This is a genomic window from Microcoleus sp. Pol17C6, from assembly GCF_036701145.1.
Taxonomy (GTDB): Bacteria; Cyanobacteriota; Cyanobacteriia; order Cyanobacteriales; family Microcoleaceae; genus Microcoleus.
The window spans coordinates 81,112-99,688 of record NZ_JAUBQH010000015.1 but is presented as its reverse complement, the minus strand read 5'-3'; the positions used below and the strand labels follow the sequence as shown (position 1 = coordinate 99,688).

Below are 18,577 nucleotides of genomic sequence, written 5' to 3'. Positions count from 1 at the left end.
ATTTGTATGGGGAAGCCCGTTGAATGGCAATGCTTGACGTTCTAAACACCTTTAATCGTTTCCCCCTCGCCAAATTGGAAGTTGGCCAGCAGTTGTACTGGCAACTCGGCAATCTGAAAGTGCATGGACAGGTTTTTCTAACCTCGTGGTTTGTAATTGCTGTTTTAGTCGTAGTTTCGATTTTAGGAACCCGCAAAATCCAGCGAATTCCCAGCGGAATGCAAAATTTTATGGAGTATGCGCTGGAATTTATTCGGGACTTGGCTAAAAACCAAATTGGGGAAAAAGAATATCGCCCTTGGGTACCGTTTATTGGTACATTATTTCTGTTCATCTTTGTGTCAAACTGGTCTGGCGCTCTAATTCCTTGGAAGCTAATTAAGCTGCCATCAGGCGAATTGGGAGCTCCTACCGCTGACATCAATACGACGGTAGCATTTGCACTGCTGACTTCTCTAGCATATTTTTATGCAGGTCTCAGCAAAAGCGGCTTGGGGTATTTCGCCCACTATGTTGAACCGGTGCCTTTCATGTTGCCGTTCAAAATCATAGAAGATTTCACTAAGCCTCTGTCCCTAAGTTTCCGTTTGTTTGGTAACATTCTTGCGGACGAATTGGTGGTCGGAGTGCTAGTGTTGCTAGTGCCTTTATTTGTTCCTCTGCCAGTGATGGTTCTGGGACTATTTACCAGTGCAATTCAAGCTTTGATTTTTGCAACCTTAGCCGCAGCCTACATAGGTGAAGCTCTAGAAGGCGGTCACGGCGAAGAACACCACGATTAACTAACGATAAACGGCGAAGAATGAAGGAGGAAAAAGAAAATTTCTGAACTCAAACTTTCTCCCGTCACATCGGACAATTCTGTAGACTTTCTGTTCTCAATTTTGTACTTTAGATAAGGAAAATCATCATGAACCCAACAGTTGCTGCCGCTTCCGTAATTGCCGCCGCTTTGGCAGTAGGTTTAGCTGCAATCGGCCCTGGCATCGGTCAAGGTAATGCAGCAGGTCAGGCTGTAGAAGGGATTGCCCGTCAGCCGGAAGCAGAAGGTAAAATTCGCGGCACCTTGCTGTTGAGTTTGGCGTTCATGGAAGCGCTCACAATTTACGGTTTGGTCGTAGCCCTAGTGCTGCTGTTTGCCAACCCCTTCGCATAATAATTGAAAATTTTAGATTTGAGGTTTTGGCGATTCTAATCCAAAATCTCAAATCTAAAATCGATTAAGCGAATTAGATGGAAGCCGTCAAAAAATCATGATGCACTGGACAGTATTACTAGCAGTTGAAGAAGCGGCTAAGGAAGGGGGACTGTTTGATATAGATGCTACGCTGCCTCTGATGGCGGTGCAGTTTTTAATTCTAGTCGCAGTCTTGAATGTAATTTTTTACAAGCCGCTCAGCAAGTCAATTGACGATCGCGCCGATTACATTCGCAACACTCAAGTCTCCGCCCAAGAACGCTTGGCAAAAGCTCAGCAACTAGCGCAGCAGTACGAGCAAAAACTGGGAGAAACTCGCAAACAGTCTCAATCAGTAATTGCTGCTGCTCAAGCTGATGCCCAAAAAATTGGGGCAGCCAAAGTAGCTGAGGCTCAACAAGAAGCTCAAGTCGCGCGAGAAAAGGCTGGGCAAGAAATAGAGCAGCAAAAGCAAGAAGCAATGCGCTCACTAGAACAACAAGTAGACGCGCTCAGCGGCCAAATTCTCGAAAAGCTATTAGGGCAGTCGCTGGCCAAATAGCGAGACCGAAGAGTTTTAGATTTTTGATGGAATCTTAAATCTAAAATCGCTTCACCCAATCTGCACGCGCAATTATGGAAGAGTATCATGGGGACTGTTTTATTGCTAGCCACAGAAGCTAGCGGCGAAGGTGGTTTCGGTTTAAATTTCGATATTTTAGAAACCAACCTGATTAACCTGGTCATTATTATTGCAGTGCTGTTTTATTTCGGGCGCGGATTTGTAGGTAAAATCCTGACAGAGAGGCGTTCGGCCATCCAAGAGGCGATTCAAGAAGCAGAAAAACGCCAAAAAGATGCAGCAGCAGCTCTAGCAGAGCAACAGCAAAAATTGACTCAAGCGCAAGCAGAAGCCGAACGAATTCGTGCCGCTGCTGAAGAAACTGCCAAGAAAGCAAAAGAAGCAATTCTAGCTCAGGCAGCGCAAGACGTTGAAAGAATGAGAGCAACAGCAGGTCAAGAGTTGGAAGCGGAGCGGGAAAGAGCGATCGCCCAACTGCGATCGGCGGTTGTATCTCTGGCATTAGCAAAGGTGGAAAACCAGCTAAAAACTAGCTTGGACGACAGCGCTCAACACCAATTAATCGATCGCAGCATTGCGTTACTGGGAGGCTAAAACGTGAGTACAGTCAGCACAGAAGTCTTACAGCCTTACGCATCTGCCTTGATGTCACTGGCTCAGTCCAACAATCTCTCAGAGAAGTTTGGCGAAGACATTCGTTCCTTACTGAGCCTGCTAGAAGGTTCGGAAGACTTGCGTCAATTTTTAGCCAATCCGCTGGTAAAACCGGATGCTAAAAAAGCTGTGATTCAGCAAATAGCGGGTGAAGAAATGAGCCCCTTGATGCACAGCTTTCTGAAGCTATTAGTAGACAAAGGAAGAATTCTTTTTTTAGAAGGAATTGGCAAACAATACTTGGCAAGGCTCCGAGAACTCAACCAAACAGTATTGGCTGAAGTTACATCGGCCGTCCCGCTTTCAGACGCTCAACAGCAGACTGTTCGCGAGAAAGTGCAGGCTATGACCAGCGCTAGTCAAGTAGAAATTGAAACCAAAATAGACGCAGATTTAATCGGCGGTGTGGTAATCAAAGTAGGCTCTCAAGTAATTGATGCCAGCCTGCGGGGACAATTGCGCCGTTTGGGAATTCGCTTGAATTCCTAATTTAAGGAAGCAGGAGGAAGGAAGAAGGAAGCAGGAAAAAGGAAGAAGGAAGAATCAAACAGAAAGCAGGAATAAATTAATTTCTGTTTTTGAGTTGTTAGTCCCAAATTCTTACTACCAAATCCCTATTCTTTCTTGCGGAAAACCTCGACAGACAACTAACAACTGACAACTGACAAATAATAACTAACATGGCAGCAATCAGACCTGACGAAATTAGCAGCATTATTCGCCAGCAAATTGAGCAGTACGACCAAGACGTAAAAGTCTCTAACGTCGGTACTGTTCTGCAAGTAGGCGACGGCATTGCTCGGATTTATGGCTTGGATAAAGCCATGTCTGGAGAATTGCTAGAATTTGCCGACGGCACCGTGGGCATTGCACTGAACCTCGAACAAGATAACGTCGGTGCAGTGTTGATGGGCCAAGGCCTCGGCATTCAAGAAGGTTCGGCAGTTACTGCTACTGGCAGAATTGCTGAAGTCCCCGTTGGTGAAGCAATGTTGGGACGGGTAGTTGATGCTTTGGCCCGTCCGATTGACGGCAAAGGAGAAATTAAAACTACTGAATCTCGCTTGATTGAATCTCCGGCACCGGGGATTGTTTCTCGCCGTTCTGTTTACGAACCGATGCAAACAGGAATTACCGCTATTGATGCGATGATTCCGGTGGGAAGAGGACAGCGGGAACTGATTATCGGTGACAGACAAACCGGTAAAACTGCGATCGCGATCGACACGATTATTAACCAAAAATCGGAAAACGTGATCTGCGTTTACGTAGCGATCGGTCAAAAAGCTTCTACAGTAGCTAACATCGTCAACGTCCTGCAAGAAAAGGGCGCGATGGACTACACGATCGTAGTAGCAGCCAACGCTAGCGACCCCGCAACCCTGCAATACTTGGCTCCCTACACAGGTGCTAGCTTAGCCGAGTATTTCATGTACAAAGGCAAGCACACTTTGGTCATTTACGATGACCTTTCCAAACAAGCACAAGCTTACCGCCAAATGTCTCTGTTGCTGCGCCGTCCTCCCGGTCGCGAAGCTTATCCCGGAGACGTGTTTTACCTGCACTCTCGCTTGCTAGAACGCGCTGCTAAATTGAGCGACGATTTGGGCGAAGGCAGCATGACTGCTTTGCCAATTATCGAAACCCAAGCTGGTGACGTTTCTGCTTACATTCCGACGAACGTAATTTCGATTACCGACGGTCAAATCTTCCTTTCTTCTGACTTGTTTAACGCTGGTTTGCGTCCGGCAGTAAACCCCGGTATTTCGGTATCGCGGGTAGGTTCGGCAGCTCAAACTAAGGCGATGAAAAAAGTAGCCGGTAAGGTGAAATTGGAATTGGCACAGTTTGAAGAACTGGCAGCATTTTCTCAGTTTGCTTCTGACTTGGATAAAGCTACTCAAAATCAATTGTCGCGCGGTCAGCGCTTGCGGGAACTGTTGAAACAGCCCCAAAGCTCGCCTCTGCCGATGAACGAACAAGTGGCTGTAATCTATGCCGGTATTAACGGCTATATGGATGACATTCCTGTGGAAAAAGTCAGCAAGTTTACTGTTGGTTTGCGCGACTATTTGCGGACTAGCAAGCCGAAGTACGGCGAAATTGTTCAAGGCGGAAAAGCTTTGACTGATGAAGCTGAAAAGCTGCTGAAAGAAGGCATCACTGAATACAAGCAAAGTTTTCTAGTTTCTGCGTAGTAGACAAGTAGGAATTTTGAACCGCAGATGAACGCGGATTAACGTAGATAATCTGAAGTTAATCTGCGTTACTCTGCGTTAATCTGCGGTTTTAATTAAGAAGATGCGGGCAAGGATGTAAGGAGAAAGTTATGGCAAATCTGAAAACTATTCGCGATCGCATTAAGTCGGTCAAGAACACTAAAAAGATTACAGAAGCGATGCGTTTGGTGGCCGCTGCAAAGGTGCGCCGCGCTCAAGAACAGGTGACTGCTACTCGGCCTTTTGCCGATCGACTGGCAGAGGTATTGTACGGTTTGGCGGAACGTTTGCAGTTTGAAAACCTGGATTTGCCGCTGCTGAAAAAACGCGAAGTGCGATCGGTGGGACTGTTGGTAGTTTCGGGCGATCGGGGTTTGTGCGGCGGCTACAACAGCAACATCATCAGATACGCCGAAAATCGCGCTAAGGAAATCAAAGCTGAAGGCTTAGACTACAAATACGTGTTGGTAGGACGCAAAGCTACTCAGTATTTCCAGCGCCGCGAACAGCCGATCGATGCTACTTACGCTAACTTAGAACAAATTCCCACAGCACCGGAAGCGGCACAAATTGCTGACGAATTGCTTTCTTTGTTCCTGTCGGGAACTGTGGACAGAGTTGAGCTAATTTACACCAAGTTTGTGTCATTAATTAGTTCGCGTCCGGTAATTCAAACTTTGCTGCCCCTCGACCCCCAAGGTTTGGAAACTCCTGATGATGAAATATTCCGCTTGACATCGCAAGGCGGACAGTTTCAAGTATCGCGCGAGAAGGTTGCTTCACCTACGAAGAGTTTGCCCAGGGACATGATTTTCGAGCAAGATCCGGCGCAAATTCTGGAGGCTCTTTTGCCCTTGTATTTGAACAACCAATTGCTGCGGGCTTTGCAAGAGTCTGCTGCTAGCGAGTTGGCTGCGCGGATGACGGCGATGAACAATGCTAGTGAGAATGCTAGCGATTTGATCGGTAGTTTGACGCTGACTTATAACAAGGCGCGGCAAGCGGCAATTACTCAGGAAATCCTGGAAGTTTGCGGCGGTGCTGAGGCTTTGAATGGTTAGGTTAGGGTTGACAATTTGTTGATTTTATGGTATGCGTCTGAGGGAACTCAGGCGCTTTTTTTATTTATAAAGTTGTTACAATTGACCACCATGTACTAACAAAGCCAAACTCAAGATTTTTTGCAGAAGCCGGGTTTATGAGCGTAAATCATACCTAAATGACTTAAATTAACGCTCTCTAGCGTTTTTCGCGGAAAACTGCACTTATTGCACTATTGCATTAGTATGCACTAAAGCATATAGTTAAAATAATGCATTTGTATGCAAAAAGCTGGTTTTTAGGCAAACTACATAAAAATGTCACAATGTATATGTTGTAAAGCCTTGAGCCTGTATGGATGAAAACAAGACTGTGGCTATTAGAGTAGAAATGCCGCCGGAATTGCGGAACCGATTTAAGTCGGCTGTTGCTAGGGACGGTAAAAATATGAGGGATGTTTTGCTGGAATTTATGGAGCAATATGTCATCAAGGCTGAGCAACCAAAAATAGAAGCAAGTCAAAACCAAAACAACACATAGCTGCTGTGTGCAGTGGTGGAGCGATCGCATACAGGGCAAGACATTTAGTTTTTAAACTGTAAGGGAAGTCTGAAGTGAGGAGCGATCGCGTACCGAATCCAAAGCCAGAAAACGTACACCATGTTACAGATCCCCAACTCTCTGAAAAGATGGGCGAAAAATACAACTGGCGGTTAAAAGAAATCCGAGTGACTCGTAACACCCCCCCTGATGTGGCTTGCGTGTTTGACGGGGAACAAACCTCGTTTCAGGATATGTGGCAAGATTACCAAGATTAAAGGAAAGGGAGGAAAAATGGCAAAAAAAATCTGGATTGTCTACAAAACCGAAAGCATGAGTGCTCCGGGCTGGGAAGAACGTCAGCTCATGCCGAGGGGCGGTCTAACTAATATACTTTGGGAAAATTGGACTTGGGAAGAAAACCCAGAAATTCCTCAAGTAGGGGACAAAACCCGCGATTATGAAAATCTATCTGACCCCGGTAATGGAATCACTCACGCGAAAGATGGAGATTGGGTAGTTACTCGCGTTCAGCAGTTTTCTGCTTCTGATACTGAGGAGCGAATTGTGGTGTGTTACTGTTCTTACCAACCTGTTACATCTGATTGGGAAGCGCTACAAAAAAGCGAGTCGGTCAATCAGATGCTAGCAACTGTCGAGTAATATTATTGACTGGATAATTAGTCTGTAAAAGCGATCGACTATTCCTGCACAATCTCATACAAATCTTCGATCGACAAATCAAAAGTCCTCGCCAATTTGTGCAAGGCTGTCACGTCAACAGTTGCTAATCCGGGCGATCGGGCATAGGTTCTGAGCGTGCTGTAGACTACTCCCGATCGCTCTGAAACTTCTTTCAGCGTCCAGCCCTTCTCGGCAGCAAATTCTCGAACCCGCAACTTAATTAATCCCATAACCTCTTGACAGTTGACTAATATAAGTCATACAATTTTATTGTAAAAAGCGATCGCCCCAACGTCTGGAAAACTTAAAGACGATCGCCTATCAAAGTTCAAATCCCATATAAGGGACTGATCTATCTATCAAATTCCCAAATCAGGAATCGATCTATCCAAATCAGGAATCGATCTATTCAAATCAGGAAACTTATCAACTATGTTAGCAAGCTTTCGACCAAAATCAACCCCCAGACACAGATTGAGCCGGTTTGTGACGAAAGAGGCGATCGCGCGGCTGCTGAAAATCAAGGTAGAACAAATATATCGCTTCGAGTGCTGGGCGCATATCCTGTACGTGCACGCCAAAGGCATGAGTCGGTTTGTCAGTTATGCCGACTTTCCGCCTGTTTTGGGAGTGGAATCGCCCTCTGGTTTAGATTTTGGTTATTGGAAGCGCCGGATAGCGAGTCAGAAGGAGAGACACGCGCCGGATTTTTGGGTGGATTTCTATGCACAGAAATTTCATCAAGCTGTTTCGGTTCCTGAATTGTTCGACTGGGGGCGAGTCGTGGGAGTGATTAAATTTATGTTGCCGAAAATAGCAGTTGAATCGCTGCGGAATGTTTATGCACAGGAAAAATATGTGCTGGAACATTTCTAAATGCTGTGTTTTTTTATAACTAGACTTACGAACTCGTGACCTAAAAAGTAGTGCTACAAGATTGTACCCCATATCCGTAGGGAAACGGCAATGCCGTGTCCGGTGCCGGGATCTGCGACTTTTAAGAATTGGCATAAGTTCAGGGCAAGAAACCAAGGTGATGATACCATGCACCATCATTCCAGTCTAAGAGTCAATAAGATCTTCCTCCCCTATTCCCAAACTCGGCAAACTGCCGACAATTTGCACAGTTTCCAAACTGACTGCGATGACTTGGCCAATTAACCGGACAATGTATTGTTCGTCATCCAAGCGATTCGGGTCATTAACAATTCCACTCCGTTTATCGGTTTTGAATTGATACTGGTCTATTACCCAATCTAACGCAGAACGGTTCCCCAGACGGTACTTAAATGCTGAAGAGGGAATGTCGCTTAAGGTGAGAAAATCGTTGTAAATCAGTTGAGTTTTATCTTTACTCAATCTCATCTTTTCTACCCGCCAATTTAACGGCACGTCAGTATTTTCTATCCACTTAAGCGGATATTCGGGTTGTTGTTCGTAATTGACGTGAATTTCTGCTAAACGTTTGCCCGCATTAGCGAAAGAATGAAAATCGGGAGTGTAGGGAATACGGGGCAATTCCCGTTTCAAATTGGCGGCGTAGCGAGTGCAATAGGTGGGATGGTGCAAAACAGCATAAACGTAGTAGAAAATATCCCATTTGCTAATGCTGTTGTCTCCGTAGTGGCGGCGGAATTCTGTTATTGCCCAGTCTGTGATATTTTCGCGGCGGTTTGTGCCGTCTTCATCGTAGATGTAGAAGGGGAAACATTGTCCGGGACGCCCCCCTACTCCCACATCAGAAATACAATCAGTCATCTGTACTAGAAAGGGAATTTGGGAGTGATTTGTCACGGCAATTACTCGATTCTCTTTCTCAGTATCTGGTACAGGAAATATAGATGTAAATTGACCGCGACGATGAGTTAACACTTCATCAAAATACAAAAATTGCAAACTGAAAGGGCGATAAAGTGCCAGCCGGATTTTTTCAGGAGTAAATTCGGTTTTGACATTGGCTGCAAGGCATTCTTTTAGACGGCTACTCCACTTGATTTTATTATCCTCATATTCCACAAAATTATCAATAGTATCCCCCGGTTTTCTTAGATGATGCCAGCGATAAACTTGGTGATTATAATTGTCTATAAATAATTTAATATTTTCAATTAAATCATCTTTTTTAAAATTATATGCCCATGTATCCCGTGCTGTTTCAGCTCCCCTGCTATAAACATTAAAAATGACTCGACCGTCAATTTTATTGGAAGCTTTAGCTTCTTTACCACCAATCGGTATCAACGTTTCAAAATCATCGTGCAATCCTTCAGTTAGCCAATTATTTTTTTTGTCTGGCGTAATTTCTTGCCATTCTAGCTTTTCAATTGTTCCGGCTTTTTCCAGCAACTCAAACTTTTCTTTCCTAGTTGCTTTCCAATCCACCTCATTATAAAAGATTTTACAGCCTTCAGTTTGTTTCCTTTTGACGAGAAATGTTACAGATATGCCCACCATTGCTCCCAAACCAAATATGGTATGTTTTTCTCCGATGGCTATGCCTTCACGCATTGAGTCTTTTCTGACATTACCTTTTAAGTCTAAAACATAAATGCTATTAAAATCTTTTGCTAAATTTTTTCTCATTCCATCAAAAGCAATATCATTGACAAAGCTGTTATTAGTTACAAGAGCTAAAATCCCCTCATCACCAATTCTATCCGATGCCCAGCGAATCGCTTTCACATAAGGGTCAGACAGTGCATTTTTATTAGTTGCTTTCGAGTCTTTAGAATAAGTTTCGGCAACGCGACGATCTATTTCTTCATACTTGCGATTTTTATTGTTATCATTTTCACTTATTTGAAAAGCATTATAAGGGGGATTGCCAACAACAACAAAAATGGGCGAACTTCTCTGCCTCTCTACCCTCGCTGTATTTGCCGCCGTAAACAAAGAAAGTTGCTGTACTTTTTGGTCAGAAAAAGTATCAACTAAACAAATACCTTCAAATGGTTGATAAGTCCCCGTTGCCTCAAAATACTCATGTTCGATATTCATCGAAGCAATGTAATAAGGCAGTAACATCAATTCATTGCAGTGCAATTCGTCAGCGTATTTGTGTGGTAGTGCCGTTTTCCGAATCTCCCGCATTACCCGCATCATAAAATTCCCCGTCCCCACAAAAGGATCTAGGATATGCACTCCTTTATCGCTTAAGGATTTGCCAAACTCTTTTTGCAAGATATCCTCAACACTTTTGACCATAAAATTCACAATCGGTTGAGGAGTGTAAACAATGCCGTGAGTGTCCGCAACTTTGATAGCAAACCCTTGGAAAAACTTTTCATAAATGGTGTTTAGAAAGTGCTGTTTTTCGCTAAATTCATCAATTGTCGCGGCCGTTTCTTCTAAGGCACGGTAAAAATAGTCAACCTCTCCGAGGAAATGGTCGCGACTGAATGATTTAGAAGTTAAAGCATTAATAACTTTTTCGATTTCAACAGCGATGATATTGCGGTTGGTAAAATCTGGGTTATCAAAAATGCGGCGAAAAATGCGTTCGGTAAGAATGTGCTGAATTAGCATTTCCTCGACAGCAGCTTCGGAGAGATTGGGGTTAATTGATTGGCGGCAGACGGCGGTAAAGTCATTAAATGCTTGAATAAATCTTTTGTTAGTTTTGCGTTGTCCCTCAATCAGATTAATCAGTTTGGCTGCTAAATCTTTGACTCGGCTGCCAAATTCAGCGGCGGCGACTTCCCACTGGGCGATAGCGGGAGTTCGGTATTCAAAAAATAGCTTCAGCGTATCGACTAGGGCTTGCGGTTTTGCGATATCTTCATCACAGAGTTGCTTGCCGCCTTGCCAAATAATTGCCCGTTCCGGTGCTTGAAAAATAATGTTATCTTTGGGATAGCCAACAGCAAATTTTTGTTGAACTTCGCGTTCCAGCTTGTCATGAGTGTCTTTTGCTTCCCAGATACCGTGTCTGAGACTGTCGGCCCGCACTAATTCCCCATCAACTCTGATTCGCTTATTGTTGCCGATTTTCATCTCTTTTTCGGGTACCAGCGTCCACCCAAATTGCTGACAGCAAGACTTTAGCAAATCGGCAAAAGCATCCTTTACTGCTAATTCGTGAGATATCCCCAATTTCGCAAATTGTCCCAGGGCATTGTAATATGCTTTAACAGGTTGGTGGGTTGGCTTGAGGTTGAGATTTGGCATGGGGGATGGGCGAGCGCAAATTGCTGATTTAATTTTAAGCGATATTGTAACTTTTATACCGTCAAACAAAAGAAAATAAAAGTACGCGCGGCGTAGCTATCCCGTAGGGAATTGCCAGCACCCATCGCCCCCAACAATTCCCACGGCATCAGCGATAATAGTATTAGCGAACTATTGAAAATCGAGGAAACACCTATGCTCGCGACTGCCGCCCTACAGGATAATCTTACCATAGAAGACTTCATGGCTCATCCGTGCGATCGCATGGAATGGATAGATGGTCAACTCGTAGAGAAAAATGGCATGACACTAAAGACGGGTAAAATTCAGTTGAGACTGGGGAATTCTTGGGAAGATTACAAAGATTCTAGCGGACAAGGGGGAGAAGCTTATGTCGAGGTTCCTTGCCGCACTAACCGACAAATTCGCCGGCCCGATGTCGCTTATCTCACACCCGAATTAGTTGCACAATTTGGCAACCTTGCCACTTTACCCCAAAGTTTCCCTTTAATTGCCGAAATAGTTTCACCCACCGATATCGCTGAAGATGTCTTTCTCAAAGCACAGGAATATTTAGAATCTAGCTGTCAGGAAGTCTGGCTAGTTTTTCCAGAAAGTCGTTTAATATTAGTGATGACTCAAAATCAAATATTGACATTTAGATCCGGCGATACCGCCCGCACCCAACAAATCCTCATAGGTTTTAGCATCGAAGTCGATCGATTGCTAGCTTAAACTAAAATTATGAAATCAGAAACTCAGTAGGTTGGGTTGAGTTTACGAAACCCAACACTTTCTGGGATTTGTTGGGTTTCGTGAACTCAACCCAACCTACTACTGAAATCAAATTGTTACAATATATTTAATACTCCCCTGTCCCCCTCAGCTCGGACTTGGTTTATAGAGCCTCCGAATTCTATTCGGTCGTATTTAATCCAGATTCGATATCCCACCCTTATCGGAGCAAACCGCCATGTCAGACGACTTTTCCTTAGACGAGCTTTTAAATAGAAGTTACTACGCCTTCAAAGACGCAGAAAACCAAGTGGGACAGTGCAATGTTTTAGTCATCGGCAAAACCGGCGTCGGCAAAAGTACCCTGATCAATTCCGTTTTTCGCCAACGCTTAGCAGAAACCGGAGTCGGCCGCCCCATCACTCAAGGCATTCGCCAATATACCAAACCGAATTGCCCAATTACAGTCTACGATACTCCCGGACTCGAACTCAACGCCGAACAAATTAAAGTTATTCAATTAAACGTTGCTAAACTGATTGAAGACCAAAGACTCCTGCACCCAAAAGAACACATTCACGTTATCTGGTACTGCATCAATCACAGCGCCAATAGAATAGAATCTGTGGAGGAAAGCTGGCTAAAAGAAATGGAAGTCAAAGATGTACCAGTGATTTTAGTTTTGACTCAAACTACATCTAAAAAGCCGAGCGAGTTTTTCAAGCAACTGGAACACATGAATTTGCCCGTCAGTCAAATCATCCCGGTGATGGCTGAACCGGAAGAAATTGATGAGGATTATACCGTAAAATCTCACGGTTTAGATAAGTTGGTAGATGCAACTTTTCAACTGCTGCCGGAAGTAGCTAAAAAAGCTTTTGTTAAAGAACAAATTGCAAATATTGCGCTCAAATCCGATATGGCATTTAAATATCTAAGTGCTTATGTTGCAGGTTCTGCAATTGTCGGTGCGACTCCTGTACCCTTTGCTGATGCGCCGATTTTGATGACGATGCAAACGGCAATGATTGCTAATATTACTGTGATTTTTGGAATGCCCTTTGATAAGGGGTTTATTTCGGCGATGCTGTCTGCTATTAGCGGCGCTGGCGGGGTTACTGCTGTCGGCAGAAGTATTGTTACTAATTTGATTAAAATGATTCCTGGTGCGGGTACTGTTGTCGGCGGTGCAATCTCCGGTGCAACAGCGGCAACTCTCACGCTGGCCCTCGGTTTGGCTTACATTGAAGTGCTTAAAGCTTATATGAAAGCTCAAATTAATGGGGAACAACTTTCTTTGCAACAGTTAACCAAGATGTTTGTGGAAATGTACAAGGAGTATGCTAGTTCTGGGCGTAAAACTTTGAAGGATGAGCAACCGAATCAACCTAAGCCTCCCAATCAAATTAATATTGAGTAAATTGGGCATGGGGCATGGGGCATAGGGCATAGGTTATTTGTTAGTTCCAATTACCAATTCCCAATTCCCAATTCCCAATTCCCAATTCCCCATTACCAATTGATTGCTACAATATGAGTGAATTCTGCAAAAGGGAGTAAATGGCTATGGTAATGGCAGCCGTTTTATCAGAAAATATTTCTCTAGAAGACTTTATAGCCAGTCCCACCGACGATATGGAATGGGTGGACGGGCAAATTGCGGAGAAAAATGGCATGACAGTAAAACACAGTCGCATCCAATCTAAACTAGATTATTCTTGGAGAAGTTATAAGATATCTAGCGGACAAGGTGGCGAAGTCTATACGGAGGTTCCTTGTCGTACTGACAGGCGAGTGCGCCGTCCTGATGTAGCTTATCTGACTCCTGAACTTGTTGCTGAATATGGCGATGTTCCTACTTTGCCTCAAAGTCCGCCGTTAATTGCAGAAATAGTTTCTCCTACTGATATTGCGGAAGAAATATTTCTAAAAGCAGAAGAATATTTAGATTCGGGTTGTCTGGAAGCTTGGATTGTTTTTCCTGAAAGTCGCTGGATATTGATAATGACTCAAACTCAAAAGTTAACTTTTAACCTGGGTTCTACCGTCAGCACTCAATTAGTGCTACCGGGTTTTAGTGTTGCGGTTGATGAGTTGTTGACTTGAAGGCAAAAAATTAATTAGGTATAAGTGCTTTGTGGCACAGTTACGTCGTGACGATTGTAATAATTTGTGAAAAAGTCATTGACAAAATGGCGCTCGCTCGTCCCAGCCAATTAATAAAAAAAATTATCAATAAAAAATGCAGTTGTAAAATTGCACAAAAGCACAAACAGCGGTAAAATACTGATTGCTTTGTTTCCAAATCTAGCGTAAATTCCAATTGGGGAATTAAAACCAATAATTGAAATATGTCTAAGACTTACACTGTTGAATTGATCCACCAAGGCTCTACCTATACCGTAGAAGTACCCGAAGATAAACAAATTCTCCGCGCCGCCAACGCCGCCGGCATTGAGTTGCCGAGTTCATGCAATGCGGGGGTTTGTACTACTTGCGCTGGTAAAATTATTGAAGGGAAGGTCGATCAAGCTGATGGTATGGGCGTTAGTCCCGATCTTCAGGCAGAAGGTTATGTATTGCTGTGCGTTGCTTATCCCCGATCGAACTTGAAGATAGAAACAGAAAAAGAAGACATTGTGTACGATCGCCAATTCGGTAAATCCTAGGACTAAGCTAAAATTGACCTAAGTACCGTTAGCGGTAAAACCACTATGGATCGCCCTATGACCACCCATTTCATTTCCGCAGAAGTTGACCTCCACGAGACCGCCGAGCAACTGCACTCGGCTATTGAAATTGAACTGCAAAAGTACGGCGAACCGCTGCGGTGGGCAGTCACAGATGTGGATGTCGATCGGCAAAAGGCTGTGGTAGAAGGTTACGTGCTCGTGGAAGCATCCCCCGCAACATCGTGAACCCCCGCCCTTTGACAGTGGTTTTGATAGTCCCTACAGGCGTTGGAGCATCGATTGGTGGGTTTGCAGGAGATGCGCTGCCGGTGGCTAGGGCGATCGCCCAAATTTCAGACACCCTGATCACTCACCCCAACGTCCTCAACGGCGCTCAACTTTATTGGCCGATACCTAACGCTCTCTACGTTGAAGGTTACGCCCTTGACAAATTTGCTGCCGGATGCTGGGGACTGCAACCGGTACATCAAAATCGCATCGGCTTAATCCTCGATGCTGGCATTGAACCAGACTTGCAGTTGCGCCACTTGCAAGCGGCTGATGCAGCGAGAGCTACATTGGGTTTGAATATAACTGATTGTGTTTTAACCGATCGCCCCCTGCAAGTAGAATTGCGTATTTCTGAATCAGGCGCATCCTGGGGGACGATCGGCAATCCCGACAGCTTATTGCGCGCTGCGGAAAAATTAATCGAACAAGCAAGAGTAGAGGCGATCGCAGTTGTCGCCAGATTTCCCGACGATGAAGGCAGCCTCGCCCTCGAAAACTACCGCCGCGGCAAAGGAGTTGACCCCCTCGCCGGCGCGGAAGCTGTGATCAGCCACCTCATCGTCAGGACGTTTAAAATCCCCTGCGCTCACGCCCCCGCGCTTTCCCCACTTCCCCTCGATCCGCACCTGTCCCCGCGATCGGCTGCTGAGGAAATCGGCTATACTTTCCTACCTTGCGTCCTTGCCGGCCTCAGCAAAGCTCCCCAATTGGTAGCGCCAGAAAGCCAGCAGCACAATCAATTATCAATTACCGCCGATCGAGTCGATGCGGTGGTGATACCCGCCACAGCCTGCGGCGGCAGTGCTATTCTGAGTTTGAGTCGGCGATCGTCCGTACAAATCATCGCTGTGGGGGACAACAAAACCCAGATGCAGGCGACTCCAGAAAAATTCGGAATCAAAGCTTTGCAGGTAAACTCATATTTAGAGGCGATCGGAGTTTTGGTCGCTTTGCGGGCCGGCATCAGTCCAGCTTCCTTGGGTGCAGACATCTCCTCCCTGCGTTGTTTGTCTGACTCAACAAAACAAATCTAAAATCTCAAACCTCAAATCTAAAAGTGATTAAGTGGCAGAAAAACTTCCCGGAAATCCTGAAATTGAACCCTTGACGCGCACCCAAGTTTTAATAGCAATGGGCGTGACAGCAATTATGTTGCTGGCGGTTGCTAAATTGTGGTTGCTATTTGGATCGGTATCGCTTTTGCCAGTCAAATTGATAGGAATGGACTTGTTCAAAGGATGTGCGATCGGACTGGCAATTACAGGCGGCAGTGCGATCGTTTATCACCTCTGGCCGGGTTATCGCCGGAGTGCAGACGTTTACTTGGAAGTAGTTCTCAAACCTTTGTTTTGGCCAGATTTAATTTGGCTGGGACTGCTGCCGGGACTTAGCGAAGAATTGCTATTTCGAGGCGTGATGCTGTCTGCTTTAGGATTGAATGTTACCAGTTTAGTTTTATCGAGTTTTTGTTTCGGCATTCTGCACTTGGGAGGCATCGATCAGTGGCCTTATGCTGTTTGGGCAACGGCTGTCGGATTGCTGTTGGGTTACAGCGTTTTAGCGACTGGGAATTTGTTAGTGCCAATTACGGCTCATATCTGCACGAATTTGATTTCTAGCTGTGTTTGGAAGTGGGAACACAATCTGGTGAAGCGTTAAGATAGATAAATATCGACCATAAAGTGGGTGATTGAAATCCCTAGCAATGCGATCGCACAGTCAAAGTCCGATCTTTTTTTCGTTTGGCTGCAACATAATGGTGACGAATTTGCCTGACAAATAGCAGGTTTAGGCTTTGTTTGGACTTGAAATTTGTTCAAGTCCCGATAATAGCAATTCTGAAAAATATTCCTACAGTCATGAGGTTGGGTTGCACTTCGTTCCACCCAACCTACTTTTGTTATTGTTGCAGAGCTTTTCAGAATTGCTATAAGAGGATGGAGATTAATTGAGCAATAGGAATCCTACACCAGAATATTCCCGGTGTTTTTAGACCTGGTAATGTCAAGCAGGTTTCGCCTCGATCGCACTTACTGGCCCTTTTGTTTCTATCATATTAGTCACTTTAAACCCTGCGGAGGAAACTAAATTATAAAATTCATCCTTTGTCCGCATGAAAGTACCCCCCAGAATGAACAAAGTTAAGCTACCCATGCCAATAAATGGCGACATTTTGCCTTCAGGCAACATAAAATCAACAATCATCAGCCGATCTTTAGCTGTCATAGCTTGATAGCAATTTTTAAGAATTGTAATAGCACAATCGTCGTCCCAATTGAGGAGGACTCGAGAGAGTAAGTAAAGATCGCCACTAGGGGGAACCGCCTCAAAAAAGCTGCCTCCAACTATTTGACACCTATCTGCAACTCCAGCCACTTCCAAAACCGGATTCGCATCAACCACAACATCTTCGCGATCGAACAAAATAGCTTGTAGCTTGGGATTCGCATTCAGAATCACAGCCGTTAGAGTTCCAATTCCCCCTCCAACATCCACAAGTGTCTTAACCTCTGAAAAATCATAAGCTTCAAGCACCGGAAGCAGCCACTCCCTTGTTGTCTCCTTCATCCACTCATTGAAATTTACTGCCGCATCAGAATTATGCTTCAAATAGCTATAAAAATTAGTCTTAAAAGTATGTTCAAATGGAGTTTCTCCAGTCTTTATACCGTAAAGTAAATTCCCCCATCCCTGATATAGTTCATCACCCATTGCCAAAACCGTACCTCGTAAAGAATCAGAAGTACCAGTCAGGAGATGTTTTCCCAGAGAATTTAAGCAAAACTTGTCATTATCTTCCATAGAAAAAACACCAACGCTTACTAGCATACGCATCAGGTGATAAATACCATGAGAATTTACACCAGCAGCTTTCGCAAGTTCATTAGCAGTCTTAGAACCATCACCTAGAATATCTGCAATTTCTAGTTTTGCCGCCACAAAAAGAGCCTGGGATATTTTAAACCCATACATCATTTCTAGTAGCAATGACGATGAGCTTTCGCTGTTTAACTGGGTATTATCTGAATATAAAGCCATGAGTTGTCCTGTGACTGAAAGTTAGTTTCTAATTGTTACACTGCATAAGTTCTAGGTAAGTAGTTGGGCTTTAGCCCTCTTATGGCTGAAGCCCAACTACTTACCTTTTAAGAGAGCTGAAGCCCAACTACTTACCTTTTAAGAGGGCTGAAGCCCAACTACTTACCTTTTAATACGTATCTTAATCATCCCATCCTTTTCCATAATCTCTTACCGGATATTCTACCCATGCACTTCTTAGCCACTCTCTTCCATGATACTCTAAATACGAATGTAAGCTACTCGCTGACCAATCATAAGGAGATTTTGCCCAGCCATGTTTGACAGGATTGTAATGGATATAATTAATGGTTGTATAATAATGTCTTTCCGAACGAATAGCGCGATCGCTAAACGAATGCCACACTTTGCCTGTAAGATTATCCTCAAGATTCCATTGTCGAGCTAACGGCCCGTGAATGGAACGAAAGAGTACACTTAATTGCGACATATTAATATGATGCACTAAGAGATGATAATGGTTTGGTAAAACTACCCAAGCATTAATTTCTATACCATTTGAAATAAAACTATCAAAAATTATATCTAAAAGTTGCTGACGGCGTTCCTGAGTATTAATGCGAGATTTATGCTCAAAATAACTAACTGTAAGATGGTAAAATTCAGAATTTTGCACTGGATGAGGTGGAGAATGAGCAGGATATCCCTTAGCCAACCTTTGATTGACAAGTTGCACCCGTTCTTCTAGTGTCAATTTCCGATATTCATACATAAA

General features: G+C 44.2%; 22 protein-coding genes. 18 read left to right on the top strand and 4 right to left on the bottom strand.

Translation table 11 applies throughout. The features are described from left to right. The first annotated feature begins 23 nt into the window (after positions 1-23). From atpB to QUA25_RS10225, 10 genes are all read left to right on the top strand, one after another. A complete protein-coding gene (gene atpB, locus QUA25_RS10270; RefSeq protein WP_333037347.1) occupies positions 24-782 on the top strand; it encodes a F0F1 ATP synthase subunit A in 759 nt (252 codons plus the stop codon). Between the two features lie 128 nt (positions 783-910). Continuing rightward, on the top strand, positions 911-1,156 hold the full coding sequence (gene atpE, locus QUA25_RS10265) for an ATP synthase F0 subunit C (RefSeq protein WP_006631105.1): 246 nt from the start codon (positions 911-913) through the stop codon (positions 1,154-1,156). Positions 1,157-1,253: 97 nt separating this feature from the next. Then, positions 1,254-1,739, top strand: a complete 486-nt coding sequence (locus QUA25_RS10260) for a F0F1 ATP synthase subunit B' (protein WP_006631106.1) — start codon at positions 1,254-1,256, stop codon at positions 1,737-1,739. A gap of 87 nt (positions 1,740-1,826) precedes the next feature. After that, positions 1,827-2,354 carry a F0F1 ATP synthase subunit B gene (locus tag QUA25_RS10255; protein ID WP_333037346.1) on the top strand — a complete coding sequence of 176 codons (528 nt, stop codon included), beginning with the start codon at positions 1,827-1,829 and terminating at the stop codon, positions 2,352-2,354. A gap of 3 nt (positions 2,355-2,357) precedes the next feature. After that, entirely contained in the window at positions 2,358-2,903 is a 546-nt protein-coding gene (gene atpH, locus QUA25_RS10250) for an ATP synthase F1 subunit delta (RefSeq protein WP_333037345.1), read from the top strand. A 191-nt stretch (positions 2,904-3,094) separates the two neighbouring features. Continuing rightward, positions 3,095-4,612 (top strand): F0F1 ATP synthase subunit alpha, encoded by a 1,518-nt coding sequence (gene atpA / locus QUA25_RS10245; protein WP_333037344.1) that lies wholly within the window; start codon positions 3,095-3,097, stop codon positions 4,610-4,612. A gap of 131 nt (positions 4,613-4,743) precedes the next feature. After that, the gene (locus tag QUA25_RS10240) at positions 4,744-5,694 is read left to right on the top strand and encodes a F0F1 ATP synthase subunit gamma (RefSeq protein ID WP_006631110.1); all 951 of its coding nucleotides are present in this window, start codon (positions 4,744-4,746) and stop codon (positions 5,692-5,694) included. A gap of 334 nt (positions 5,695-6,028) precedes the next feature. Beyond that, positions 6,029-6,214 (top strand): hypothetical protein, encoded by a 186-nt coding sequence (locus QUA25_RS10235; protein WP_333037343.1) that lies wholly within the window; start codon positions 6,029-6,031, stop codon positions 6,212-6,214. 74 nt (positions 6,215-6,288) lie between these two features. Then, positions 6,289-6,492 carry a hypothetical protein gene (locus QUA25_RS10230; RefSeq protein ID WP_333037342.1) on the top strand — a complete coding sequence of 68 codons (204 nt, stop codon included), beginning with the start codon at positions 6,289-6,291 and terminating at the stop codon, positions 6,490-6,492. A 16-nt stretch (positions 6,493-6,508) separates the two neighbouring features. Beyond that, positions 6,509-6,877, top strand: coding sequence for a hypothetical protein (locus QUA25_RS10225; RefSeq protein WP_333037341.1), 369 nt, complete (start codon positions 6,509-6,511; stop codon positions 6,875-6,877). A gap of 38 nt (positions 6,878-6,915) precedes the next feature. Here QUA25_RS10225 and QUA25_RS10220 read toward each other — a convergent pair whose 3' ends face one another. Further along, a complete protein-coding gene (locus tag QUA25_RS10220; protein WP_332958465.1) occupies positions 6,916-7,128 on the bottom strand; it encodes a helix-turn-helix transcriptional regulator in 213 nt (70 codons plus the stop codon). Positions 7,129-7,330: 202 nt separating this feature from the next. On the opposite strand from QUA25_RS10220, the gene QUA25_RS10215 reads away from it, so the two are divergent. Beyond that, a complete protein-coding gene (locus QUA25_RS10215) occupies positions 7,331-7,774 on the top strand; it encodes a hypothetical protein (RefSeq protein ID WP_333037340.1) in 444 nt (147 codons plus the stop codon). Positions 7,775-7,960: 186 nt separating this feature from the next. Here the strand turns inward: QUA25_RS10215 and QUA25_RS10210 are convergent, their stop codons facing one another. After that, positions 7,961-11,065 (bottom strand): type ISP restriction/modification enzyme, encoded by a 3,105-nt coding sequence (locus QUA25_RS10210; protein ID WP_333037339.1) that lies wholly within the window; start codon positions 11,063-11,065, stop codon positions 7,961-7,963. Positions 11,066-11,260: 195 nt separating this feature from the next. Between QUA25_RS10210 and QUA25_RS10205 the strand changes: the two genes are divergently transcribed. The 7 genes from QUA25_RS10205 to QUA25_RS10175 all read left to right on the top strand — a co-directional run bounded on the left by QUA25_RS10205 (position 11,261) and on the right by QUA25_RS10175 (position 16,422). Beyond that, entirely contained in the window at positions 11,261-11,800 is a 540-nt protein-coding gene (locus QUA25_RS10205) for a Uma2 family endonuclease (protein WP_333037368.1), read from the top strand. A gap of 238 nt (positions 11,801-12,038) precedes the next feature. Then, a complete protein-coding gene (locus QUA25_RS10200; RefSeq protein ID WP_333037338.1) occupies positions 12,039-13,220 on the top strand; it encodes a GTPase in 1,182 nt (393 codons plus the stop codon). 140 nt (positions 13,221-13,360) lie between these two features. Then, positions 13,361-13,906 (top strand): Uma2 family endonuclease, encoded by a 546-nt coding sequence (locus QUA25_RS10195; RefSeq protein WP_333037337.1) that lies wholly within the window; start codon positions 13,361-13,363, stop codon positions 13,904-13,906. A 245-nt stretch (positions 13,907-14,151) separates the two neighbouring features. After that, complete coding sequence (locus QUA25_RS10190; RefSeq protein ID WP_333037336.1) at positions 14,152-14,469, top strand: 2Fe-2S iron-sulfur cluster-binding protein; 318 nt, start codon at positions 14,152-14,154, stop codon at positions 14,467-14,469. A 57-nt stretch (positions 14,470-14,526) separates the two neighbouring features. After that, positions 14,527-14,718 carry a hypothetical protein gene (locus QUA25_RS10185; RefSeq protein WP_190738159.1) on the top strand — a complete coding sequence of 64 codons (192 nt, stop codon included), beginning with the start codon at positions 14,527-14,529 and terminating at the stop codon, positions 14,716-14,718. After that, positions 14,715-15,797 (top strand): DUF3326 domain-containing protein, encoded by a 1,083-nt coding sequence (locus QUA25_RS10180; RefSeq protein ID WP_333037335.1) that lies wholly within the window; start codon positions 14,715-14,717, stop codon positions 15,795-15,797. The genes QUA25_RS10185 and QUA25_RS10180 overlap by 4 nt, the downstream gene beginning before the upstream one ends. 31 nt (positions 15,798-15,828) lie before the next feature. Next, the gene (locus tag QUA25_RS10175; RefSeq protein WP_333037334.1) at positions 15,829-16,422 is read left to right on the top strand and encodes a CPBP family intramembrane glutamic endopeptidase; all 594 of its coding nucleotides are present in this window, start codon (positions 15,829-15,831) and stop codon (positions 16,420-16,422) included. A gap of 345 nt (positions 16,423-16,767) precedes the next feature. On the opposite strand, the gene QUA25_RS10170 is transcribed toward QUA25_RS10175, so the two are convergent. Then, positions 16,768-17,802 carry a methyltransferase gene (locus QUA25_RS10170; RefSeq protein ID WP_333037333.1) on the bottom strand — a complete coding sequence of 345 codons (1,035 nt, stop codon included), beginning with the start codon at positions 17,800-17,802 and terminating at the stop codon, positions 16,768-16,770. Between the two features lie 181 nt (positions 17,803-17,983). Continuing rightward, entirely contained in the window at positions 17,984-18,556 is a 573-nt protein-coding gene (locus QUA25_RS10165; RefSeq protein WP_333037332.1) for an REP-associated tyrosine transposase, read from the bottom strand. Positions 18,557-18,577 lie beyond the last annotated feature (21 nt).

Excerpts from the sequence above, each read along its gene's own strand:
- QUA25_RS10195 (WP_333037337.1), top strand. The coding sequence starts at position 13,361 with ATGGCTATGGTAATGGCAGCCGTTTTATCAGAAAATATTTCTCTAGAA.
- QUA25_RS10225 (WP_333037341.1), top strand. The coding sequence starts at position 6,509 with ATGGCAAAAAAAATCTGGATTGTCTACAAAACCGAAAGCATGAGTGCT.
- QUA25_RS10210 (WP_333037339.1), bottom strand. The coding sequence starts at position 11,065 with ATGCCAAATCTCAACCTCAAGCCAACCCACCAACCTGTTAAAGCATAT.
- QUA25_RS10260 (WP_006631106.1), top strand. The coding sequence starts at position 1,254 with ATGATGCACTGGACAGTATTACTAGCAGTTGAAGAAGCGGCTAAGGAA.
- QUA25_RS10185 (WP_190738159.1), top strand. The coding sequence starts at position 14,527 with ATGACCACCCATTTCATTTCCGCAGAAGTTGACCTCCACGAGACCGCC.
- QUA25_RS10200 (WP_333037338.1), top strand. The coding sequence starts at position 12,039 with ATGTCAGACGACTTTTCCTTAGACGAGCTTTTAAATAGAAGTTACTAC.
- QUA25_RS10170 (WP_333037333.1), bottom strand. The coding sequence starts at position 17,802 with ATGGCTTTATATTCAGATAATACCCAGTTAAACAGCGAAAGCTCATCG.
- QUA25_RS10220 (WP_332958465.1), bottom strand. The coding sequence starts at position 7,128 with ATGGGATTAATTAAGTTGCGGGTTCGAGAATTTGCTGCCGAGAAGGGC.
- QUA25_RS10190 (WP_333037336.1), top strand. The coding sequence starts at position 14,152 with ATGTCTAAGACTTACACTGTTGAATTGATCCACCAAGGCTCTACCTAT.
- QUA25_RS10240 (WP_006631110.1), top strand. The coding sequence starts at position 4,744 with ATGGCAAATCTGAAAACTATTCGCGATCGCATTAAGTCGGTCAAGAAC.
- atpA (WP_333037344.1), top strand. The coding sequence starts at position 3,095 with ATGGCAGCAATCAGACCTGACGAAATTAGCAGCATTATTCGCCAGCAA.
- QUA25_RS10215 (WP_333037340.1), top strand. The coding sequence starts at position 7,331 with ATGTTAGCAAGCTTTCGACCAAAATCAACCCCCAGACACAGATTGAGC.
- QUA25_RS10255 (WP_333037346.1), top strand. The coding sequence starts at position 1,827 with ATGGGGACTGTTTTATTGCTAGCCACAGAAGCTAGCGGCGAAGGTGGT.
- atpB (WP_333037347.1), top strand. The coding sequence starts at position 24 with ATGGCAATGCTTGACGTTCTAAACACCTTTAATCGTTTCCCCCTCGCC.
- QUA25_RS10205 (WP_333037368.1), top strand. The coding sequence starts at position 11,261 with ATGCTCGCGACTGCCGCCCTACAGGATAATCTTACCATAGAAGACTTC.
- QUA25_RS10235 (WP_333037343.1), top strand. The coding sequence starts at position 6,029 with ATGGATGAAAACAAGACTGTGGCTATTAGAGTAGAAATGCCGCCGGAA.
- atpE (WP_006631105.1), top strand. The coding sequence starts at position 911 with ATGAACCCAACAGTTGCTGCCGCTTCCGTAATTGCCGCCGCTTTGGCA.